General features: G+C 36.6%; 16 protein-coding genes and 1 tRNA gene. 1 reads left to right on the plus strand and 16 read right to left on the minus strand.

All coding sequences use genetic code 11. The features are described from left to right. The 3 genes from ABE048_RS01145 to ABE048_RS01155 all read right to left on the minus strand — a co-directional run. Nucleotides 1-1,721, minus strand: a 1,721-nt coding sequence (locus ABE048_RS01145; RefSeq protein ID WP_430308649.1) for a spore germination protein, incomplete at its 3' end; no start/stop codon positions are given. Then, nucleotides 1,718-2,863, minus strand: a complete 1,146-nt coding sequence (locus ABE048_RS01150; RefSeq protein ID WP_430308650.1) for a GerAB/ArcD/ProY family transporter — start codon at nt 2,861-2,863, stop codon at nt 1,718-1,720. The genes ABE048_RS01150 and ABE048_RS01145, both read right to left, overlap by 4 nt. A gap of 259 nt (nt 2,864-3,122) precedes the next feature. Beyond that, nucleotides 3,123-3,194: transfer RNA gene (locus ABE048_RS01155), tRNA-Arg, on the minus strand. A gap of 188 nt (nt 3,195-3,382) precedes the next feature. Between ABE048_RS01155 and clpP the strand changes: the two genes are divergently transcribed. Next, a complete protein-coding gene (gene clpP / locus ABE048_RS01160; RefSeq protein WP_430308651.1) occupies nt 3,383-3,976 on the plus strand; it encodes an ATP-dependent Clp endopeptidase proteolytic subunit ClpP in 594 nt (197 codons plus the stop codon). A gap of 245 nt (nt 3,977-4,221) precedes the next feature. Here the strand turns inward: clpP and ABE048_RS01165 are convergent, their stop codons facing one another. The 13 genes from ABE048_RS01165 to hisD form a co-directional block, all read right to left on the minus strand. Next, entirely contained in the window at nt 4,222-4,479 is a 258-nt protein-coding gene (locus ABE048_RS01165; protein WP_430308652.1) for an HPr family phosphocarrier protein, read from the minus strand. 156 nt (nt 4,480-4,635) lie between these two features. Next, nucleotides 4,636-5,583: a DNA-binding protein WhiA gene (gene whiA / locus ABE048_RS01170; protein WP_430308653.1), complete on the minus strand. Its 948-nt coding sequence runs from the start codon at nt 5,581-5,583 to the stop codon at nt 4,636-4,638. 36 nt (nt 5,584-5,619) lie between these two features. After that, on the minus strand, nt 5,620-6,606 hold the full coding sequence (locus ABE048_RS01175) for a gluconeogenesis factor YvcK family protein (protein ID WP_430308654.1): 987 nt from the start codon (nt 6,604-6,606) through the stop codon (nt 5,620-5,622). Between the two features lie 4 nt (nt 6,607-6,610). Further along, nucleotides 6,611-7,492, minus strand: coding sequence for an RNase adapter RapZ (gene rapZ / locus ABE048_RS01180; protein WP_430308655.1), 882 nt, complete (start codon nt 7,490-7,492; stop codon nt 6,611-6,613). Beyond that, nucleotides 7,485-7,967 carry an NUDIX domain-containing protein gene (locus ABE048_RS01185; RefSeq protein ID WP_430308656.1) on the minus strand — a complete coding sequence of 161 codons (483 nt, stop codon included), beginning with the start codon at nt 7,965-7,967 and terminating at the stop codon, nt 7,485-7,487. The genes rapZ and ABE048_RS01185 overlap by 8 nt, the downstream gene beginning before the upstream one ends. A 338-nt stretch (nt 7,968-8,305) precedes the next feature. After that, complete coding sequence (gene trxB, locus ABE048_RS01190) at nt 8,306-9,253, minus strand: thioredoxin-disulfide reductase (protein ID WP_430308657.1); 948 nt, start codon at nt 9,251-9,253, stop codon at nt 8,306-8,308. A 92-nt stretch (nt 9,254-9,345) separates the two neighbouring features. Further along, the gene (locus ABE048_RS01195) at nt 9,346-10,866 is read right to left on the minus strand and encodes a tetratricopeptide repeat protein (protein ID WP_430308658.1); all 1,521 of its coding nucleotides are present in this window, start codon (nt 10,864-10,866) and stop codon (nt 9,346-9,348) included. Nucleotides 10,867-10,946: 80 nt separating this feature from the next. After that, on the minus strand, nt 10,947-11,567 hold the full coding sequence (gene hisIE, locus ABE048_RS01200; RefSeq protein WP_430308659.1) for a bifunctional phosphoribosyl-AMP cyclohydrolase/phosphoribosyl-ATP diphosphatase HisIE: 621 nt from the start codon (nt 11,565-11,567) through the stop codon (nt 10,947-10,949). Then, nucleotides 11,564-12,322, minus strand: coding sequence for an imidazole glycerol phosphate synthase subunit HisF (gene hisF / locus ABE048_RS01205; RefSeq protein WP_430308660.1), 759 nt, complete (start codon nt 12,320-12,322; stop codon nt 11,564-11,566). The genes hisIE and hisF overlap by 4 nt, the downstream gene beginning before the upstream one ends. Then, nucleotides 12,322-13,059: a 1-(5-phosphoribosyl)-5-[(5-phosphoribosylamino)methylideneamino]imidazole-4-carboxamide isomerase gene (hisA, locus tag ABE048_RS01210; RefSeq protein WP_430308661.1), complete on the minus strand. Its 738-nt coding sequence runs from the start codon at nt 13,057-13,059 to the stop codon at nt 12,322-12,324. Before hisA ends, hisF begins: the two co-directional genes overlap by 1 nt. Further along, nucleotides 13,056-13,703, minus strand: a complete 648-nt coding sequence (gene hisH / locus ABE048_RS01215; RefSeq protein ID WP_430308662.1) for an imidazole glycerol phosphate synthase subunit HisH — start codon at nt 13,701-13,703, stop codon at nt 13,056-13,058. The genes hisA and hisH overlap by 4 nt, the downstream gene beginning before the upstream one ends. Continuing rightward, complete coding sequence (hisB, locus tag ABE048_RS01220; RefSeq protein ID WP_430308663.1) at nt 13,700-14,293, minus strand: imidazoleglycerol-phosphate dehydratase HisB; 594 nt, start codon at nt 14,291-14,293, stop codon at nt 13,700-13,702. Before hisB ends, hisH begins: the two co-directional genes overlap by 4 nt. A gap of 1 nt (nt 14,294) precedes the next feature. Continuing rightward, on the minus strand, nt 14,295-15,575 hold the full coding sequence (hisD, locus tag ABE048_RS01225) for a histidinol dehydrogenase (protein ID WP_430308664.1): 1,281 nt from the start codon (nt 15,573-15,575) through the stop codon (nt 14,295-14,297). Nucleotides 15,576-15,586 lie beyond the last annotated feature (11 nt).

Consider the following 15,586-nt stretch of genomic DNA (forward strand, 5'->3'; position numbering starts at 1 on the left):
GTATTAGTTTGACCCTGTGTATTGGTTTGATTTTGAGTATTGCTTTGACCCTGTGTATTGGTTTGATTTTGAGTATTGCTTTGACCCTGTGTATTGGTTTGATTTTGAGTATTGCTTTGACCCTGAGCATTGGTTTGACCCTGAATATTGGTTTGATCCTGAGTATTGATTTGACCCTGAGTATTGGTTTGACTCTGAGTATTGGTTTGACCCTGTGTATTGGTTTGACCCTGAATATTGGTTTGACCCTGTGTATTGGTTTGACCCTGAATATTGGTTTGACCCTGAGTATTGGTTTGATCTTGAGTCCTTGTATTATCTTGAGTTTTTAAAGCTTCTGGACGCTTTTTATATTTCTTTGCGGGTAATCGAAATAAAGACTTAGTTATGGTTGACCAACTTAGATCTGTTGCAATATTCATATATGGAACTCCAAATATTCGGATATTTGATAAAAAAAGAAGTGTAAAGAATAGTGTTAAAAAAAAGCCAAATAACCCGAATAATGCAGATAATAAAATAAATAAAATACGCAATGCACTGACCGCTGTTACTAGTGATTGGTTAACGAGTGTAAATGTTGCAATGGTCGAAGTAGCTATAATCACAACCATCGCCGGACTTGTAATACCTGCTCGAATAGCAGCATCTCCAATAATTAACCCACCTACAACACCAATCGTACCACCTAGGACGAGTGGAAGACGTAAGCCTGCCTCACGAAAGAGCTCAAACAAGGCTAACATAAAGAGCATTTCAAGTGATGCTGGGAAAGGAAGTCCTGTACTTGATTGAACGACTGTTGCTAAAAGTTGAAATGGCAACTGATTTTGATGAAAAGTTGTTAAGGAAAGCCAAAATGCTGGTAGAAGTGCACCAACTAATAGCCCAACAACTCGCATTACTCGCTGAACTGAACCATAGATTACTGGATATTCATTATCCTCACTTGTCTTTAATAACAAAAATAAATTGACTGGGGTAACCATTGCATATGATGTTCCATCAACAAAAATAATGAATCTTCCTCTAACAAGAGATTGAACAGCATAATCTGGTCTCCCCGAATATTCATGTCTCGGGAACAAAACGGCACTCTTATTTATACGTTCCATAAATAAATCAGCACTAAATACAGCATCTGTATCAACTTTATTAATCTGTTCTTTTATTTCATTTAATATATCTTTATTTGCGATATCGTCAAAGTAAAGAATAGCCACCTTCGTTCTTGAACGTTTTCCCAATTCAAACTTTTCCACGCACAAGGAATTGGTTGGCAAGCGTTTTCTTACTAAAGCAATATTTACAGCGAGATCTTCAATAAAGTCATCCCTTGGCCCTTTTATGGTTACTTCTGTACGTGTCTCTTCAGGATTACGATTTGGTTTTTTGGAAATATTACTGGAAAAAAGGAGCTCTCCTTCTTCGAAATAAAGTAGAACAAAACCTGTATATACTAGTAAAATCGCTTCTTGTTCATCCTTTACTTTTTTTAAATCTGGAACATATAATTGCGACTCCACTTGTTTTTCTAGTGTTTCATCGGTCAAATTACTACATAAGAACCCAACACGTGGGACAATGACTTCATTTAATAACTGCTGATCAATCATTGCTTCACATGTAACGAGATGTATTGTATGATTATCAAATTTATACTGTTGGAATTTAATATCTGCAGAATTCTGAAATAACTGCTGCAATGAGCTCATATTCATTGAGTTTTCACTTGATTCGATTGTTCTCCACCACTTTTCTTGTCATTTTTATCTTTATCTTTTGTGGGTGATTTTCCGGATGTCAATGCAACAATTGCTAAGAATAAGGATAATATGATAAAGAAGAGAAAAGTACTTATTAAAAGATATTTTCCATTAATTTTTATAAAAACGTTATCGCTCAAAAGCATTAACGATAAACAGATGAAAAAAAAGGGCGGCGCAAGCTTAGACCAAACTTGTTTTTTATCTCCTGACATATTCAATATTTCTGAACAAACATATATGATAAATCCTACTCTTAAGAATGTCCCCGTTAGCCACTGATAAATAGAGAAGAAATCGATATGTTCAATAAAACGCCCAATTGTCGCTAGACCCCATTCTTCATAAGCTGGATACCTCTGCTTTGATGCTTCCGTTGGCCCAAACTCTGTAATAGCACCAATGAGTGGACCTGTAGTTAAGCCCACTAATATGAGGAGCATTATTGCAAAATGATACCATCGCATCCGATTTTGTATTTGATGCTGAAGAAATAGAAGCAGCAGTAACTCAACAAATCCAGATGCAGGGTATACCATTCCCATTAAAACTGGCTCTAACCCATGTTCAAAAAACGGTTGTAATAGCTCATGATTCTTCACTTTTATATTGACAAATGCAACAAAAAATCCGAAAATAACTACGCCAGTCAATACAAATACGTTTACTATGACAATAGTTTGCAAACCCGATGAAGCAAGAAAAATAACAAGCGCTGTAAAAACGACTAACAACAAGACAGCTGGCGTATTCAGTAAAAAGGTTGTCGAAACCCAAAGCAACGTTTCTCGCATCGTAAACGCTGCAAGTAAGAGTAAATAGAAAGCTGTACTATATAAGACAATCGATGATCCAACTTTTCCTATTTTTTGTTTTAACCAATCTTTAATCGGCTCTTGGTTAGATTTATTATGGACATAAACTATAAGAAACAACCATATAAAGGTTACAAATGCCCCAAGTAAAACAGATGCCCATCCATCTCTTCCAGCAGATTTTAATATTGATGGAATAACGGTTACATGATTTTTCAAACCAATGAACGTCATCGTCAAGAATACAACATGTAATATACTAATTGTTCCCGTATTCTTCATTTATTTACCTTCTATCGTTTATTTATAAGCAATAGTTTTGACAACAATTCATAATTTTATAAGTTATACATGGAGAATGTTTCTAAAATATAGCTATTCATAAGTCAGCTTATATATATTTGAATATTAAAAAATCCTCTAATCAAAAAAATGATTAGAGGATGATTTTCCAAGGGAAAAATTGGGTATAACTAATACTAGTTCTACTCCCTTATATTCACAGGCCCTTATTTTATAAGGGTTTGTGTTTTGTTTTGTACGCCCTCGGAGGGAATCGAACCCCCAGCCTAAGAACCGGAATCTTATGTTTTATCCGTTAAACTACGAGGGCAAAAAAGTATTTGCGACTTATCTATTATACAAATTAATCAGGAACAATTCAATAAGGTAAAAAAACAATCGTAATATTTGACCTTTATTGACCATAATGTGTATGATAAAGTTACAGCTGAGATATGCATTTAGAATTTCAGCATAGAGAACACGAAATTACCTTATTAATTTGAGGAGGCTATTCACATGAATTTAATACCTACAGTTATTGAACAAACAAACCGCGGTGAACGTGCTTATGACATTTACTCACGTTTATTGAAAGACCGTATCATTATGCTTGGAAGTGCAATTGATGACAATGTTGCAAATGCAGTTGTATCTCAATTACTATTCTTAGAAGCTGAAGATCCTGAAAAAGACATTTACCTTTATATTAACTCACCAGGTGGAAGTGTAACAGCTGGTATGGCTATCTACGATACAATGCAATTCATTAAACCAGACGTACAAACAGTTGGTATGGGTATGTGCGCATCAATGGGTTCATTCTTACTTACAGCTGGTACAAAAGGTAAACGCTATGCTCTACCAAACTGCGAAGTGATGATTCACCAACCTCTAGGTGGTGCACAAGGTCAAGCAACTGAAATTGAAATCGCTGCAAAACACATCTTAAAAACACGCGAAAAATTAAACGGTATCCTTTCAGATCGTACTGGTCAACCAATCGAAGTCATTGCTCGAGATACAGACCGCGACAACTACATGACTGCTGAACAAGCAAAAGAATATGGTCTAATCGATCACATCATGGAACGTAACGAATTGAAAAAATAATCTATATCAACGGGAACGGCAAGGCTCAAATAGGGTCTTGCTGTTTTTTTGTTACTATCCACGGTTTCTGTGGTGTTATCCGTGGTTCTGGCATGCGTTCCGCGGTTTCTGGGCCTCTATCCACGAAATTACAAATTTTATCCGTGTTCCGCACAATTCACGTCTTTGAATTTTAGCGAAATTGGACAATAAAAAAAACGCGATGGGAACAATTGAATTGTTCTACATCGCGTTTTTTAAATATATTAGTCTTCGTTTTCAATAATTTTAACAAGTTTTTCTAATGCTTTTTCTTCGTCACTACCGTCTGCACTTAAAGTTACTGAAGTACCTCTGGCAATAGCTAGGCTCATAATACCCATAATACTTTTTGCATTTACTGTTTTATCGTCTTTTTTAAGGAAGACATCAGCGTTGTGACGATTTGCTTCTTGAACGAATAATGCTGCTTGTCTTGCTTGTAGTCCTGATTTTAATTTTACTGCTACTTGTTTTTCTACCATGATAGCTCCTCCTTTATTAATAGGCACATGATAATTTTGGATCAGATAATCGAACTTATTTAATCGGCTCGGATACGCTTTCACAAGTTATCGTAGTTTCTTACCGTAAGCTATCTATCCATTTATTCGAGTTTGTTTGTTGAAATGATGATTTCACTATATTTTTAGTTTTTCTCCACGTCTTAGAGCATCAGCAATTTCATCGATTTTACGAAGACGATGGTTGACACCTGATTTACTAACGACACCTGTCGATACCATTTCACCAAGTTCTTTTAATGTTACTTCCTGATATTCTACCCTTAATCTTGCAATTTCACGCAGTTTTTCTGGCAATTGCTCAATACCCATCACGTTGTCAATATACCGTATATTGTCTACTTGTCGAATAGCTGCGCCAATTGTTTTATTTAAATTGGCTGTTTCACAATTGACCAGTCTATTGACACTATTTCGCATATCACGCACAATTCGTACATCTTCAAATTTTAGCATGGCTTGATGAGCACCTACAAGACTTAGAAAGTCTGATATCTTCTCAGCTTCTTTTAGATACGTTACAAAACCTTTTTTACGTTCAATTGTTTTTGCGTTAAGCTCAAAATGATTCATTAAGTCCATCAACGCTTCCCCGTGTTCTTTATATAAAGAATATACTTCTAAATGATAAGAAGACGTTTCAGGATTATTGACAGAGCCTCCCGCTAAAAAAGCTCCTCGTAAATAGGCTTTTTTATTATCCGTTGTTGCGATTAACTCTGCTGCGATCGTATGATTAAAAAGAAAATTTCCTGATAGAATATGTAACTCTTCCAGTAACTCTTTTGAACCTTCACGTACTCTACAAATGTAAACATTATTTTTCTTCAGTCGCATTTTCTTACGCACTAAGAGCTCGATTCGATAGTTATATAATTTCTTCATGATGGTGTACATTCTACGAGCAATTGCTGCATTTTCAGTTTGCACATCAAGACTTAATTGGCGATTAGTAAATGACAGAGAACCGTTCATTCTAATAAGGGCAGATAATTCAGCTTTTAAGCTTTTATCTTCTGCTTCAACTTGAGTTAGTTCTTTTTTTGTTTCCGAAGCAAATGACATATCGATTCCCCCTCTCTATCATTAATCTATTTTACGCTAATTCGACGATTTTTGCTTGTTTTGTTGATAAATAGTCGCATATGCTACAAGCCATGCAGCTACTCGGTTTGTATCATGACGCACAACACCATCATGAATGTTCGCAATATCCTTCTTTACTACTTCTAGCCCCATGCTTTCTAGGCGCTCCACATCAAATTGTACGGGTTCTGCTGATTCTTTAATATAAGCTTCCCTTACGGCTTTCGGTACTTCTTCATCGTTAATTAATATCGTTTGTATAAAATTCTTACCAACATGTTCATAAAGCGCTTGTACATGATCTGCAGCTGTATAATTTGACGTCTCGCCAGCTTGAGTCATTAAATTACAAATATAAATTTTATGACCTTTTGCTTCTAGTACTGCCTTTTTGATCCCTTCAACTAGGAGATTTGGTAGAATACTAGTATACAGACTTCCTGGTCCAATAATAATTATCTCTGCATTTTCAATAGCATTCACAGCTTCTTGTAATGGCAATACGTCCGGTGGTGATAAAAATACTCGTTTAATACGTGTATTAAACGTTGGAATTTTAGATTCACCTTTCACAATCGTACCATCAATTAATTCAGCTAGTAATGTAATACGTTGATTAGCTGCCGGCAAAACTTTACCATGTACATTTAGTACACGACTCATTTCGCGAATAGCATGCGAAAAGTCTCCCGTTATTTCAGTTAATGCCGTAAGCATTAAGTTTCCGAGAGAATGCCCGCCTAATTCTTCTTTCCCTTTAAAACGATATTGGAACATCTCTTCCACTAATGGCTCCACTTCAGATAATGCAGCAATAACATTCCGAACATCCCCTGGTGGTGGGATCGCGAAGTCATCACGGATTCTCCCTGAGCTTCCGCCATCATCTGCGACAGTTACGATTGCAGTCAAGTCAACTGGATACTTCTTTAATCCTCGAAGTAATGTAGACAGACCCGTACCTCCGCCAATGACAACAATCCGCGTTTGGTTTTTTTTCATAAGGTTATCCCTTTCTTTTTGCAATATCCCGATGAGTAATCACCATCGGAGCGTGCTGATCAAGGCGGTTACCAAAGTACTCTGCTAAAGTAACCGAGCGATGTTGTCCACCCGTGCATCCGAAGGCAATAATTAATTGCGTTTTCCCTTCTTTTTTATAAAGCGGTATCATAAATTCGAACAAATCGGTTAATTTTTCAATTAATTTGTTTGTTTCTTCATACTTTAATACATATGATGAGACTTCCTCATCTAATCCCGTTTTAGGTCGAAGTTCCTCTATATAATACGGATTTGGTAAAAAACGGATATCAAAAACCAAATCTGCATCAATCGGCATGCCAAATTTGAACCCAAACGACATAACATTCACTGTGAATGTTTTAGAATCTACACCTGAAAATTGTGCAATAATCCGTTGGCGTAATTCCCTTGGTTTCATACTCGACGTATTATATACATATTGAGCACGCTCTTTGACATCTGCTAATAACGCACGTTCATCATGGATTCCCTTTAGAGGTAATCCATTTTCTGATAGTGGATGTGAACGTCTTGTTTCCTTGTACCGGCTCACTAACGTTTCATCATCTGCATCTAAAAATAATATCTTTATTGCAACAAGGTCTTCTCTTTCGATACGATCCAATGCTTCGATTAATGTTGAGAAAAAGTCACCACCACGCAAGTCCATTACAGCTGCAATACGAGAAATTTCTTTTTTAGATTCTTTCATTAAATTTAAAAAAGTCGGCAATAATGCTGGAGGTAAATTATCGATACAAAAATAACCCAAGTCTTCAAAACTTCTAATTGCTACTGATTTTCCTGCACCAGACATTCCCGTTATTATTATTAACTCGTTTACTGAATGTGGACTAGTCATTCCTTTCATCCCCTTCACACGACATCTGTATTTTTTCTTCTAACAATTGGAATTCTTCTGTATATGTAAAAGTTCCATATTGTGTACCAGCTTGTTCAACTGCAAATAATAAGTTCGTGCGATCTCCCTCTGCCATTGGTAAAGTTTTAAGCTCTTCTATATGGTGCCATTCTAAAACACCTTCACGTGTCTCTTTATATGGTATTCCATTTAAATCCTCTGCTAAAAAAGTGAAAAGCATCCACTCATTTACCATTTCTTCTTCTCGTCTGATTACCATTGTATAAACACCTTTTAGATGCGGATTTATTGCAGTAGTACCTGTTTCTTCTCGAAATTCACGGCTTGCTGCTTCGAAAATAGACTCTCCACTTTCAATTTTCCCCCCTGGTGCAACATACCAACCGCGTCGTGGTTTCTTTAACAAAAGTACTTTGTCGTCTTTTTTTACTAATAAATTGGCGATTCTTTGCACACACGACACCTCATTTCTAACAATTCTTATAATCTTTATTATACATATATCAACTGCTTGAGTACAAAGGAATAATCTGAAAACACAATTTCATGACGTCACTTATAAATAAATTTGTGGGAACTCGTCAATAAATAAGATAAAGTCTTTCCTAAGCACTACTAATACGCACTAAAAATCTTTTTCATAAAAAAAGAGGCTGCTTCATACGGTCGAGGGAACCGATAGAAACAGCCACAACAATATTCCTATTATAAAAAGGGGTTATTACACTTTTTACTATACACAATCATTATTTCAAATTAATGACAACTATATTAAATAAAGATTAAACCCAATTAGTGTACAGAAAATTTTTCTTTTAGTTCTTCAATGTAGTGTTGAACAGATTGAGCTGCAATACTCCCATCACCAGTTGCTGTAACGATTTGTCGCAGTGTTTTGTCACGTACATCACCAGCAGCATAAATACCTGGTACGGATGTTTCCATTTCTGCATTTGTCTTGATATAACCTGTTTCGTTAAGAATTCCTAAGTTTTCGAATGGTTTTGTAAGTGGTAGCATACCGATGTAGATAAATACACCATCAGCTTGAACTTCTTGTTCACTACCGTCTACAGTAGAAACAAGTGTTACACTGCCTACTTTACCGTCTTTTTCATGAATTTCTTTCACGGTATTATTCCAGATAAAATCTATTTTTTCGTTTGCAAATGCACGATCTTGAATAATCTTTTGAGCACGTAATTTATCACGACGATGTACAATCGTTACTTTTTCTGCAAAGCGTGTTAAATACATACCTTCTTCAACTGCAGAGTCTCCTCCACCTACAACAATCAGGTTTTTATTTTTGAAGAATGCACCATCACAAACAGCACAATAGCTAACTCCACGGCCTCCAAGTTCTTTTTCACCTGGAATACCCATTTTTTTGTATTCTGCACCTGTTGTAATAATAATTGAACGTGTTTTATATTCTTTTGAACCTGCTTTAATAATTTTGAATTCTTCGCCATCGATGATTTCAGTTACATCACCATAAGCGTATTCTGCACCAAATTTTTTGGCATGTTCAAACATTTTTGTAGATAATTCAGGTCCTAAAATTGATTCAAAACCTGGATAGTTTTCAACTTCTTCTGTGTTGGCCATTTGTCCACCAGGGATTCCTCGTTCTAGCATTAAAGTAGAAAGGTTACCTCGTGAAGTATAGACTGCAGCAGTCATTCCTGCAGGGCCGGCACCGATAATCACTACGTCATAAATTTTTTCTTCTGACATGTCTGTTCCTCCTAAGTTGTTCATGATTCATTAGCTTTAATCTTAGAGTATAGTCAATGTCCATGACAACATATCTGCCTAAGAAAAAGGCATTACTTATCGAAAAGAGGCAAAAATTGTATTAATTCGTTCACATATTTTGTTAAGGTCGCTGTGGAAATACCATAATATGCTGCGACAGACTTTTTGGTTACATTTTTCATACGAGATGATTTATACATATATTCTGTAGCTGCAGCTAAAGCATTAGGATTCTTAAACGGATAACCATTCTCTAATGCACGTTCACATAATACAAACCACATTTGAAATAAAAATGTATCATTTAATTTCATTGGTTCTACGAATTTGTATAATATTTCAGCCACTTCTACAGAACGTAAAAAGGGCTTTACTGTGCCATCATCACTAAGAAAATCATGGTCCATTGTATAGGCTAAAAATAATTTTTCAATCGCTGAATAATTATCAACTTGGATCCAACTTGGATGAGCAAGAATTTCTTGTTGATGCGGTGATTTTCCAACTAAAAATATTCCTAATAAACGTTCACTTCTATATTCGCTCTCCAGTTTTTCCACGATGAAATCACGATTCAGTTCAATCGAATTAGCATCAAGCTCTGTATGTTTCATCGCCCAAGGCTCATACCCATCTTTTTCAGGATCAATCTCGATCAATTTTGCCCAAGTTGACCTTGCTTCTTCTTCAAATCCCGAGAAATAAGCGGCATGAGAAAACCAAAAATAATAACCAGGATCATCTTCAAAACCTTGTCGCTTCATAGATCGCAACCATTTATAAGCTTCTTGATAACATCCAATAAGTGCAAGCGTTGCACCAAGTTTATAGCGATGTTCGAAAGAGAACGGGCTAAGTTTCACTAGCAATTCGGTTAAAGCTTGTAATTCTTCTTCATCTTTTTCGTAATAAGCCATTACCGTTAAATTGCACAGAGCGTGTAAATTCCCATAATCCCCCTGTAATACTTCATATAATAATGCTCTTGCTTGTTCAGATTCACCTTTATAAAAATACGCAAGCGATAAATTATTATAAGCTGCCCAGAAATCTGGTTGATCTATTATAATATTCTCTAAAATCTCAATCGCTTCATCCAGTTTTCCTAGCTCCATTAATTTTCTTGCCTTCTCTTGTAAATAAACAACTTCACGATTTGATGGACTACCAGGAGGGGAATTTTCCTCTATCGATGTGGCGAAGTCAATTATATCTATTGCTTCGTCTGCATATTCTCCCATTTCATCAAGACGCAAATATTCTTCGGCAAAATATTTTGCATCTTCAGTCAATCCAACTTGTGCAGATCCTTCTGCTAAAAACAATAAAATTTCAGGTTCATTTGGATCAATTTCATTTGCTTTTCTTAATAATTCTAGCGCGTGATCAATACGACCAGCTTCCATTTCAACGATAGCATACTGTAGTAAAATTAAGGAATCCTCTGGACTAAGTTCGGCTGCTCTGCGTAAATATTTAAGTGCTTTTTCATCTTGGTCACGATTTAATGCTTGCACTGCTTTTTTATAATAAAATTCACCATTTGGAATAAAGGACACAACATTTTTTCGTGTATTTTTTTCACTTTTCATATCCTAAAATTTTCCTCCGAAAAACAATAAGGAACGTTTTATACGCTCCTTAGACATAGTATCCTATATTATAACATAGATTAATGTTTTTCATGGCGTTTTTGAAGAACTTCTAAAACTTCATACAAATCTAACTTTTGTTCTTGTAGAAGCACTAATAAATGATATATTAAATCAGCTGCTTCCCATTTCAGTTCTTCAGGATTGCGATTTTTTGAAGCAATGACTACTTCTGTTGCTTCTTCGCCAACTTTTTTACAAATCTTATCTACACCTTCGTTAAATAAATAAGTAGTATAAGCACCTTCCGGCATTTCTTCTTCTCGGCCTTTAATAACATTTTTTAACTTTTCTAATATATCAAGAGAGCCAATTGAAGATTCCTTTTCTTTTATTACTTCAGTGAAGCAAGAGACTGTACCGTTATGACAAGCTGGACCATTTGGTAAGACTTCCACAACTAATGCATCCTGGTCACAATCAGCACGCATCGCAACAACTTTTTGAGTATTACCGCTTGTTTCTCCTTTATGCCAAAGTTCTTGTCTTGAACGACTGAAAAACCATGTTTCGCCAGTTTCAATCGTTTTCTCTAAAGATTCCTTATTCATATAAGCTACTGTCAATACTTCTTTTGTTTGTTTATCTTGAACTACTGCTGTGATTAAGCCTTTTTCATCAAATTTGAGATTTTCAATCATCGTACTGCCACTCCTCGTTGTTTTAAACTTACTTTTACTTCTGCAACACTTGTCTCTTTATAGTGAAAGATCGAAGCGGCTAGTGCTGCATCTGCATCCACATCATGTAATACATCGTAAAAATCATCTGCTTTCCCTGCACCACCACTTGCAATGATTGGCACATTGACAGCTTCACGAATTGCTTTCGTTAAAGGTAAATCGAAGCCATTCTTTTCTCCGTCTTGATCCATACTTGTTACAAGTAATTCTCCTGCACCAAGTGCAACGGCTTCTTTAGCCCAGGCTATTGCCTCTTTATCGGTTTTATTTCTTCCTCCATGCGTATAAACCATCCAAGTACCATCCTCTTCACTCCACTTAGCATCAATGGCAACAACAATACATTGAGCACCAAAATAATCAGAGCCCTCTTTAATCAATTCAGGACGATTAATAGCGGAAGAATTAATTGATACCTTATCTGCCCCTGCTCGTAACAAACGTTTCATATCTTCTAATGTTCTAATACCGCCACCTACTGTAAATGGAATGGCAAGAGATGCTGCTGTTTTGCGAACAACATCAACCATTGTTTCGCGGCCTTCGTGTGAAGCAGAAATATCAAGGAATACGAGCTCGTCAGCACCTTGCTCGTTATAAAACTTTGCTAATTCCACTGGATCCCCCGCATCACGCAGAGAAACAAATTGCACACCTTTTACTACTCGACCTTCTTTGACATCTAGACATGGAATAATTCGTTTAGTTAACATTATTCCACCTCCTTTAATGCCTCTTGTAATGTAAATCGTCCTGCATAAAGTGCTTTTCCGATAATTACACCATTAACAGTTGTATTCTGTGCCGCCTCTTTGACTTTTGCAATATCTTCCAACTCACTAATTCCACCTGAAACGATAATATTAGCTTCAGTTGCCTGCGCTAACTGAATATTCGCCTCAATATTTGGGCCTGCTAGTGTTCCATCTGTTGCAATATCAGTGAAGATAAAATATTTTGCGCCTGCTTTTGCAAAATCTTGTCCAACTTCGATAGCTGATTGATTAGAAGTTTCAATCCAACCATGCGTTGCAACCATACCATCTTTAGCATCTAACCCTATTACAATTCTCTCAGGACCGAACTCTTTGATAAAATTTTTAACAAGTTCTGGTTCACGGATAGCTAGACTACCAATAATCACACGATCTACACCATTTTCTAAATAATAGCGAACATCTTCTTTAGAGCGAATTCCACCACCAATTTGAACCTTTAATGGTAGCTCATTTGCGACACGTATAACTTCCGTAGCATGTCTACGTTCACCATCTTTGGCGCCATCAAGATCGACCATATGTACATAGCTTGCGCCTGCCTCTGCGAAACTCTTTGCCATTTCAAATGGAGAGTCTGCATAGACAGTTTCTTGATTGTAATCACCTTTCAATAGGCGGACACATTTGCCCCCTCTCATATCAATAGCAGGGAATATTTGAATTGAACTCATGATACGGCAACCCCTTTCGCAACTGCATGAATCCATTGTTGTAATAAGTAGACACCACATTCACCTGATTTTTCTGGGTGGAATTGCATTCCTGTCACATTACCTTTTTGCACGATTCCAGGAACTTTCACATCTCCATATTCCGCATAAGCAATTAAATTTTCTGCATCCATTTCTGTTGCAAAATATGAATGCACGAAATAGACATATCGTTCATTTGGTAATTGCTCTAACCAATTTGGTAATTTTGTAAATTGTAAATCGTTCCATCCCATATGTGGTACTCTGTATGAATTCCCCATTGAATCTTTGCCAGAGAATTGTTTAATACGTCCTTTGAAAATACCTAGTCCTTGCCATAAGCCATTTTCTTCACTCTCTTGAAAAAGGAGCTGCATTCCTAGACAAATACCAAGAAGAGGTTTTTTTGATGCTATTACTTCTTTAAAAAGAGATTCAAGGCCCGTTTCTTGTAATTTCTTCATAGCATCTTGAAATGCGCCAACACCTGGTAGTATTAGAGCATCACATTGTAATAAGCTTTTTTGCTCAGCAGAAATAACAACTTCACAACCTAAACGCTTAATCGCTTGTTCAACGCTAAAAAGATTCCCCATTCCATAATCGATGACGCCGATTTTCATGTTAACAACCCCTTCGTTGACGGTACTTTTCCCTTCATTCGTGGATCAATTTGTATAGCATCATCAATTGCTCTTGCTAAAGCTTTAAAGATTGCTTCTATAATATGGTGTGTATTATGACCATAGGGAACGATGACATGTACATTCATCCGTGCTTCCAACGCAAATTTCCATAAAAATTCATGAACAAGTTCAGTATCAAATGTACCCACTTTTTGTGCTGGAATTTCAGCACGGAATTCTAAATGCGGTCGATTTGAACAATCAATTACTACTTGTGCAAGTGCATCATCCATTGGTACAAATGCATTACCGTAACGTTTTATTCCTTTTTTATCGCCAAGCGCTTCTTTAATTGCTTGGCCAAGTACTATACCTAAGTCTTCTGTTGTATGGTGATCATCAATTTCTGTATCACCATGTGCGATGATTTTGCCATTGAAAAGTCCATGTTTCATGAAGAGGTCAAGCATATGGTCCATAAAAGGTACACCTGTTTCGACAGTGGCATTACCTTCTCCGTCTAAATCGATTTCAACAGCAATTTGAGTTTCATTCGTCTTACGTTCTAGATTTGCATAGCGTGCCATTCTAATCCTCTCCTTTACTCCATCCTCTTGACTCTACCGCTCTGGCATGACCTTCTAATCCTTCAAGACGAGCTAATCTAGCAATTTTTGGCGCATTATCTTTCCATGTTTTTTCTGTATAATACACAACACTTGTTTTTTTGATAAAATCATCTACATTTAACCCACTTGCAAAGCGAGCAGTACTATTGGTTGGCAATACATGGTTCGTACCTGCAAAATAATCACCGACTGGTTCCGAGCTATATCTTCCTAAGAAAATTGCACCTGCATTTCGAATTTGTTTACTTATCTCTTCTGCATCTTCAGTGACAATTTCTAAGTGCTCAGGTGCTAATTGATTGATTGCATGGATTGCTTGTCGCATGGATTCTGCTATATAAATTCGGCCAAAGTTTTCTACAGATTGTCTTGCAATAGCCATTCGTGGTAAGGATTGTAATTGTTCTTCTATTTGTGCTTGTACATTTTCAGCAAGATGTTTACTTGTTGTCACAAGAATTGGACATGCCATTACATCATGTTCAGCTTGTGATAATAAGTCCGCTGCGATTTCATCAGCATAAGCCGTTTCATCTGCAATAATGGCAATCTCACTTGGCCCTGCAATCATATCAATTGCTACTTCACCGAATACTTCACGTTTTGCTAATGCTACGAAAATATTCCCTGGCCCTGTAATTTTATCTACTGCTTGAATGGTTTCTGTACCATATGCAAGCGCACCAATTGCTTGAGCTCCACCCATTTTATAAATTTCTTTGACTCCTAAAATAGAAGCTGCCGCTAGAACAGCTGCTGGAAGTTTCCCATCATGATCACATGGGGTTGCTAAAACAATTCGTTCAACACCAGCAACTTGAGCTGGAATAACATTCATTAAGACAGAAGAAGGGTAGGCTGCTGAACCACCTGGAACATACAAACCTACAGAAGCAAGTGGTAAGATACGTTGGGCTAACCATGAATCATTTTCAAGTTTTAGTTGATAGCCACTACGTTTTTGCTGCTCATGATATAGACGAATATTGGCAGCTGCCTCAGTTAAGTCCTGAACTAATTGGGAGTCCAATGATGCTACAGCTTCTTCGATTTCCAGTTCTGTTACACGTAAGTTATCTAATGCAATACCATCCCATTTTTTACTATAGGCCTTAACTGCGGTATCTCCTTTTTGGCGTACATCCGCTAGAACTTGACGAACCGTTTTTAATTGTTCCTCATTACCACCTTCTAATGGTCTTTTTAATGAAATATTATCTGTTAACACTTCGATTTTCATAGCAAATCCTT

Origin of the sequence: Rummeliibacillus pycnus (assembly GCF_050459865.1) — a bacterium.
GTDB lineage: Bacteria > Bacillota > Bacilli > Bacillales_A > Planococcaceae > Rummeliibacillus > Rummeliibacillus pycnus_B.

What these genes read in the sequence shown, in the direction of transcription:
- ABE048_RS01150 (WP_430308650.1), bottom strand. Translation starts at nt 2,863, where the DNA reads ATGAAGAATACGGGAACAATTAGTATATTACATGTTGTATTCTTGACG.
- clpP (WP_430308651.1), top strand. Translation starts at nt 3,383, where the DNA reads ATGAATTTAATACCTACAGTTATTGAACAAACAAACCGCGGTGAACGT.
- ABE048_RS01165 (WP_430308652.1), bottom strand. Translation starts at nt 4,479, where the DNA reads ATGGTAGAAAAACAAGTAGCAGTAAAATTAAAATCAGGACTACAAGCA.
- whiA (WP_430308653.1), bottom strand. Translation starts at nt 5,583, where the DNA reads ATGTCATTTGCTTCGGAAACAAAAAAAGAACTAACTCAAGTTGAAGCA.
- ABE048_RS01175 (WP_430308654.1), bottom strand. Translation starts at nt 6,606, where the DNA reads ATGAAAAAAAACCAAACGCGGATTGTTGTCATTGGCGGAGGTACGGGT.
- rapZ (WP_430308655.1), bottom strand. Translation starts at nt 7,492, where the DNA reads ATGACTAGTCCACATTCAGTAAACGAGTTAATAATAATAACGGGAATG.
- trxB (WP_430308657.1), bottom strand. Translation starts at nt 9,253, where the DNA reads ATGTCAGAAGAAAAAATTTATGACGTAGTGATTATCGGTGCCGGCCCT.
- ABE048_RS01195 (WP_430308658.1), bottom strand. Translation starts at nt 10,866, where the DNA reads ATGAAAAGTGAAAAAAATACACGAAAAAATGTTGTGTCCTTTATTCCA.
- hisIE (WP_430308659.1), bottom strand. Translation starts at nt 11,567, where the DNA reads ATGATTGAAAATCTCAAATTTGATGAAAAAGGCTTAATCACAGCAGTA.
- hisF (WP_430308660.1), bottom strand. Translation starts at nt 12,322, where the DNA reads ATGTTAACTAAACGAATTATTCCATGTCTAGATGTCAAAGAAGGTCGA.
- hisA (WP_430308661.1), bottom strand. Translation starts at nt 13,059, where the DNA reads ATGAGTTCAATTCAAATATTCCCTGCTATTGATATGAGAGGGGGCAAA.
- hisH (WP_430308662.1), bottom strand. Translation starts at nt 13,703, where the DNA reads ATGAAAATCGGCGTCATCGATTATGGAATGGGGAATCTTTTTAGCGTT.
- hisB (WP_430308663.1), bottom strand. Translation starts at nt 14,293, where the DNA reads ATGGCACGCTATGCAAATCTAGAACGTAAGACGAATGAAACTCAAATT.
- hisD (WP_430308664.1), bottom strand. Translation starts at nt 15,575, where the DNA reads ATGAAAATCGAAGTGTTAACAGATAATATTTCATTAAAAAGACCATTA.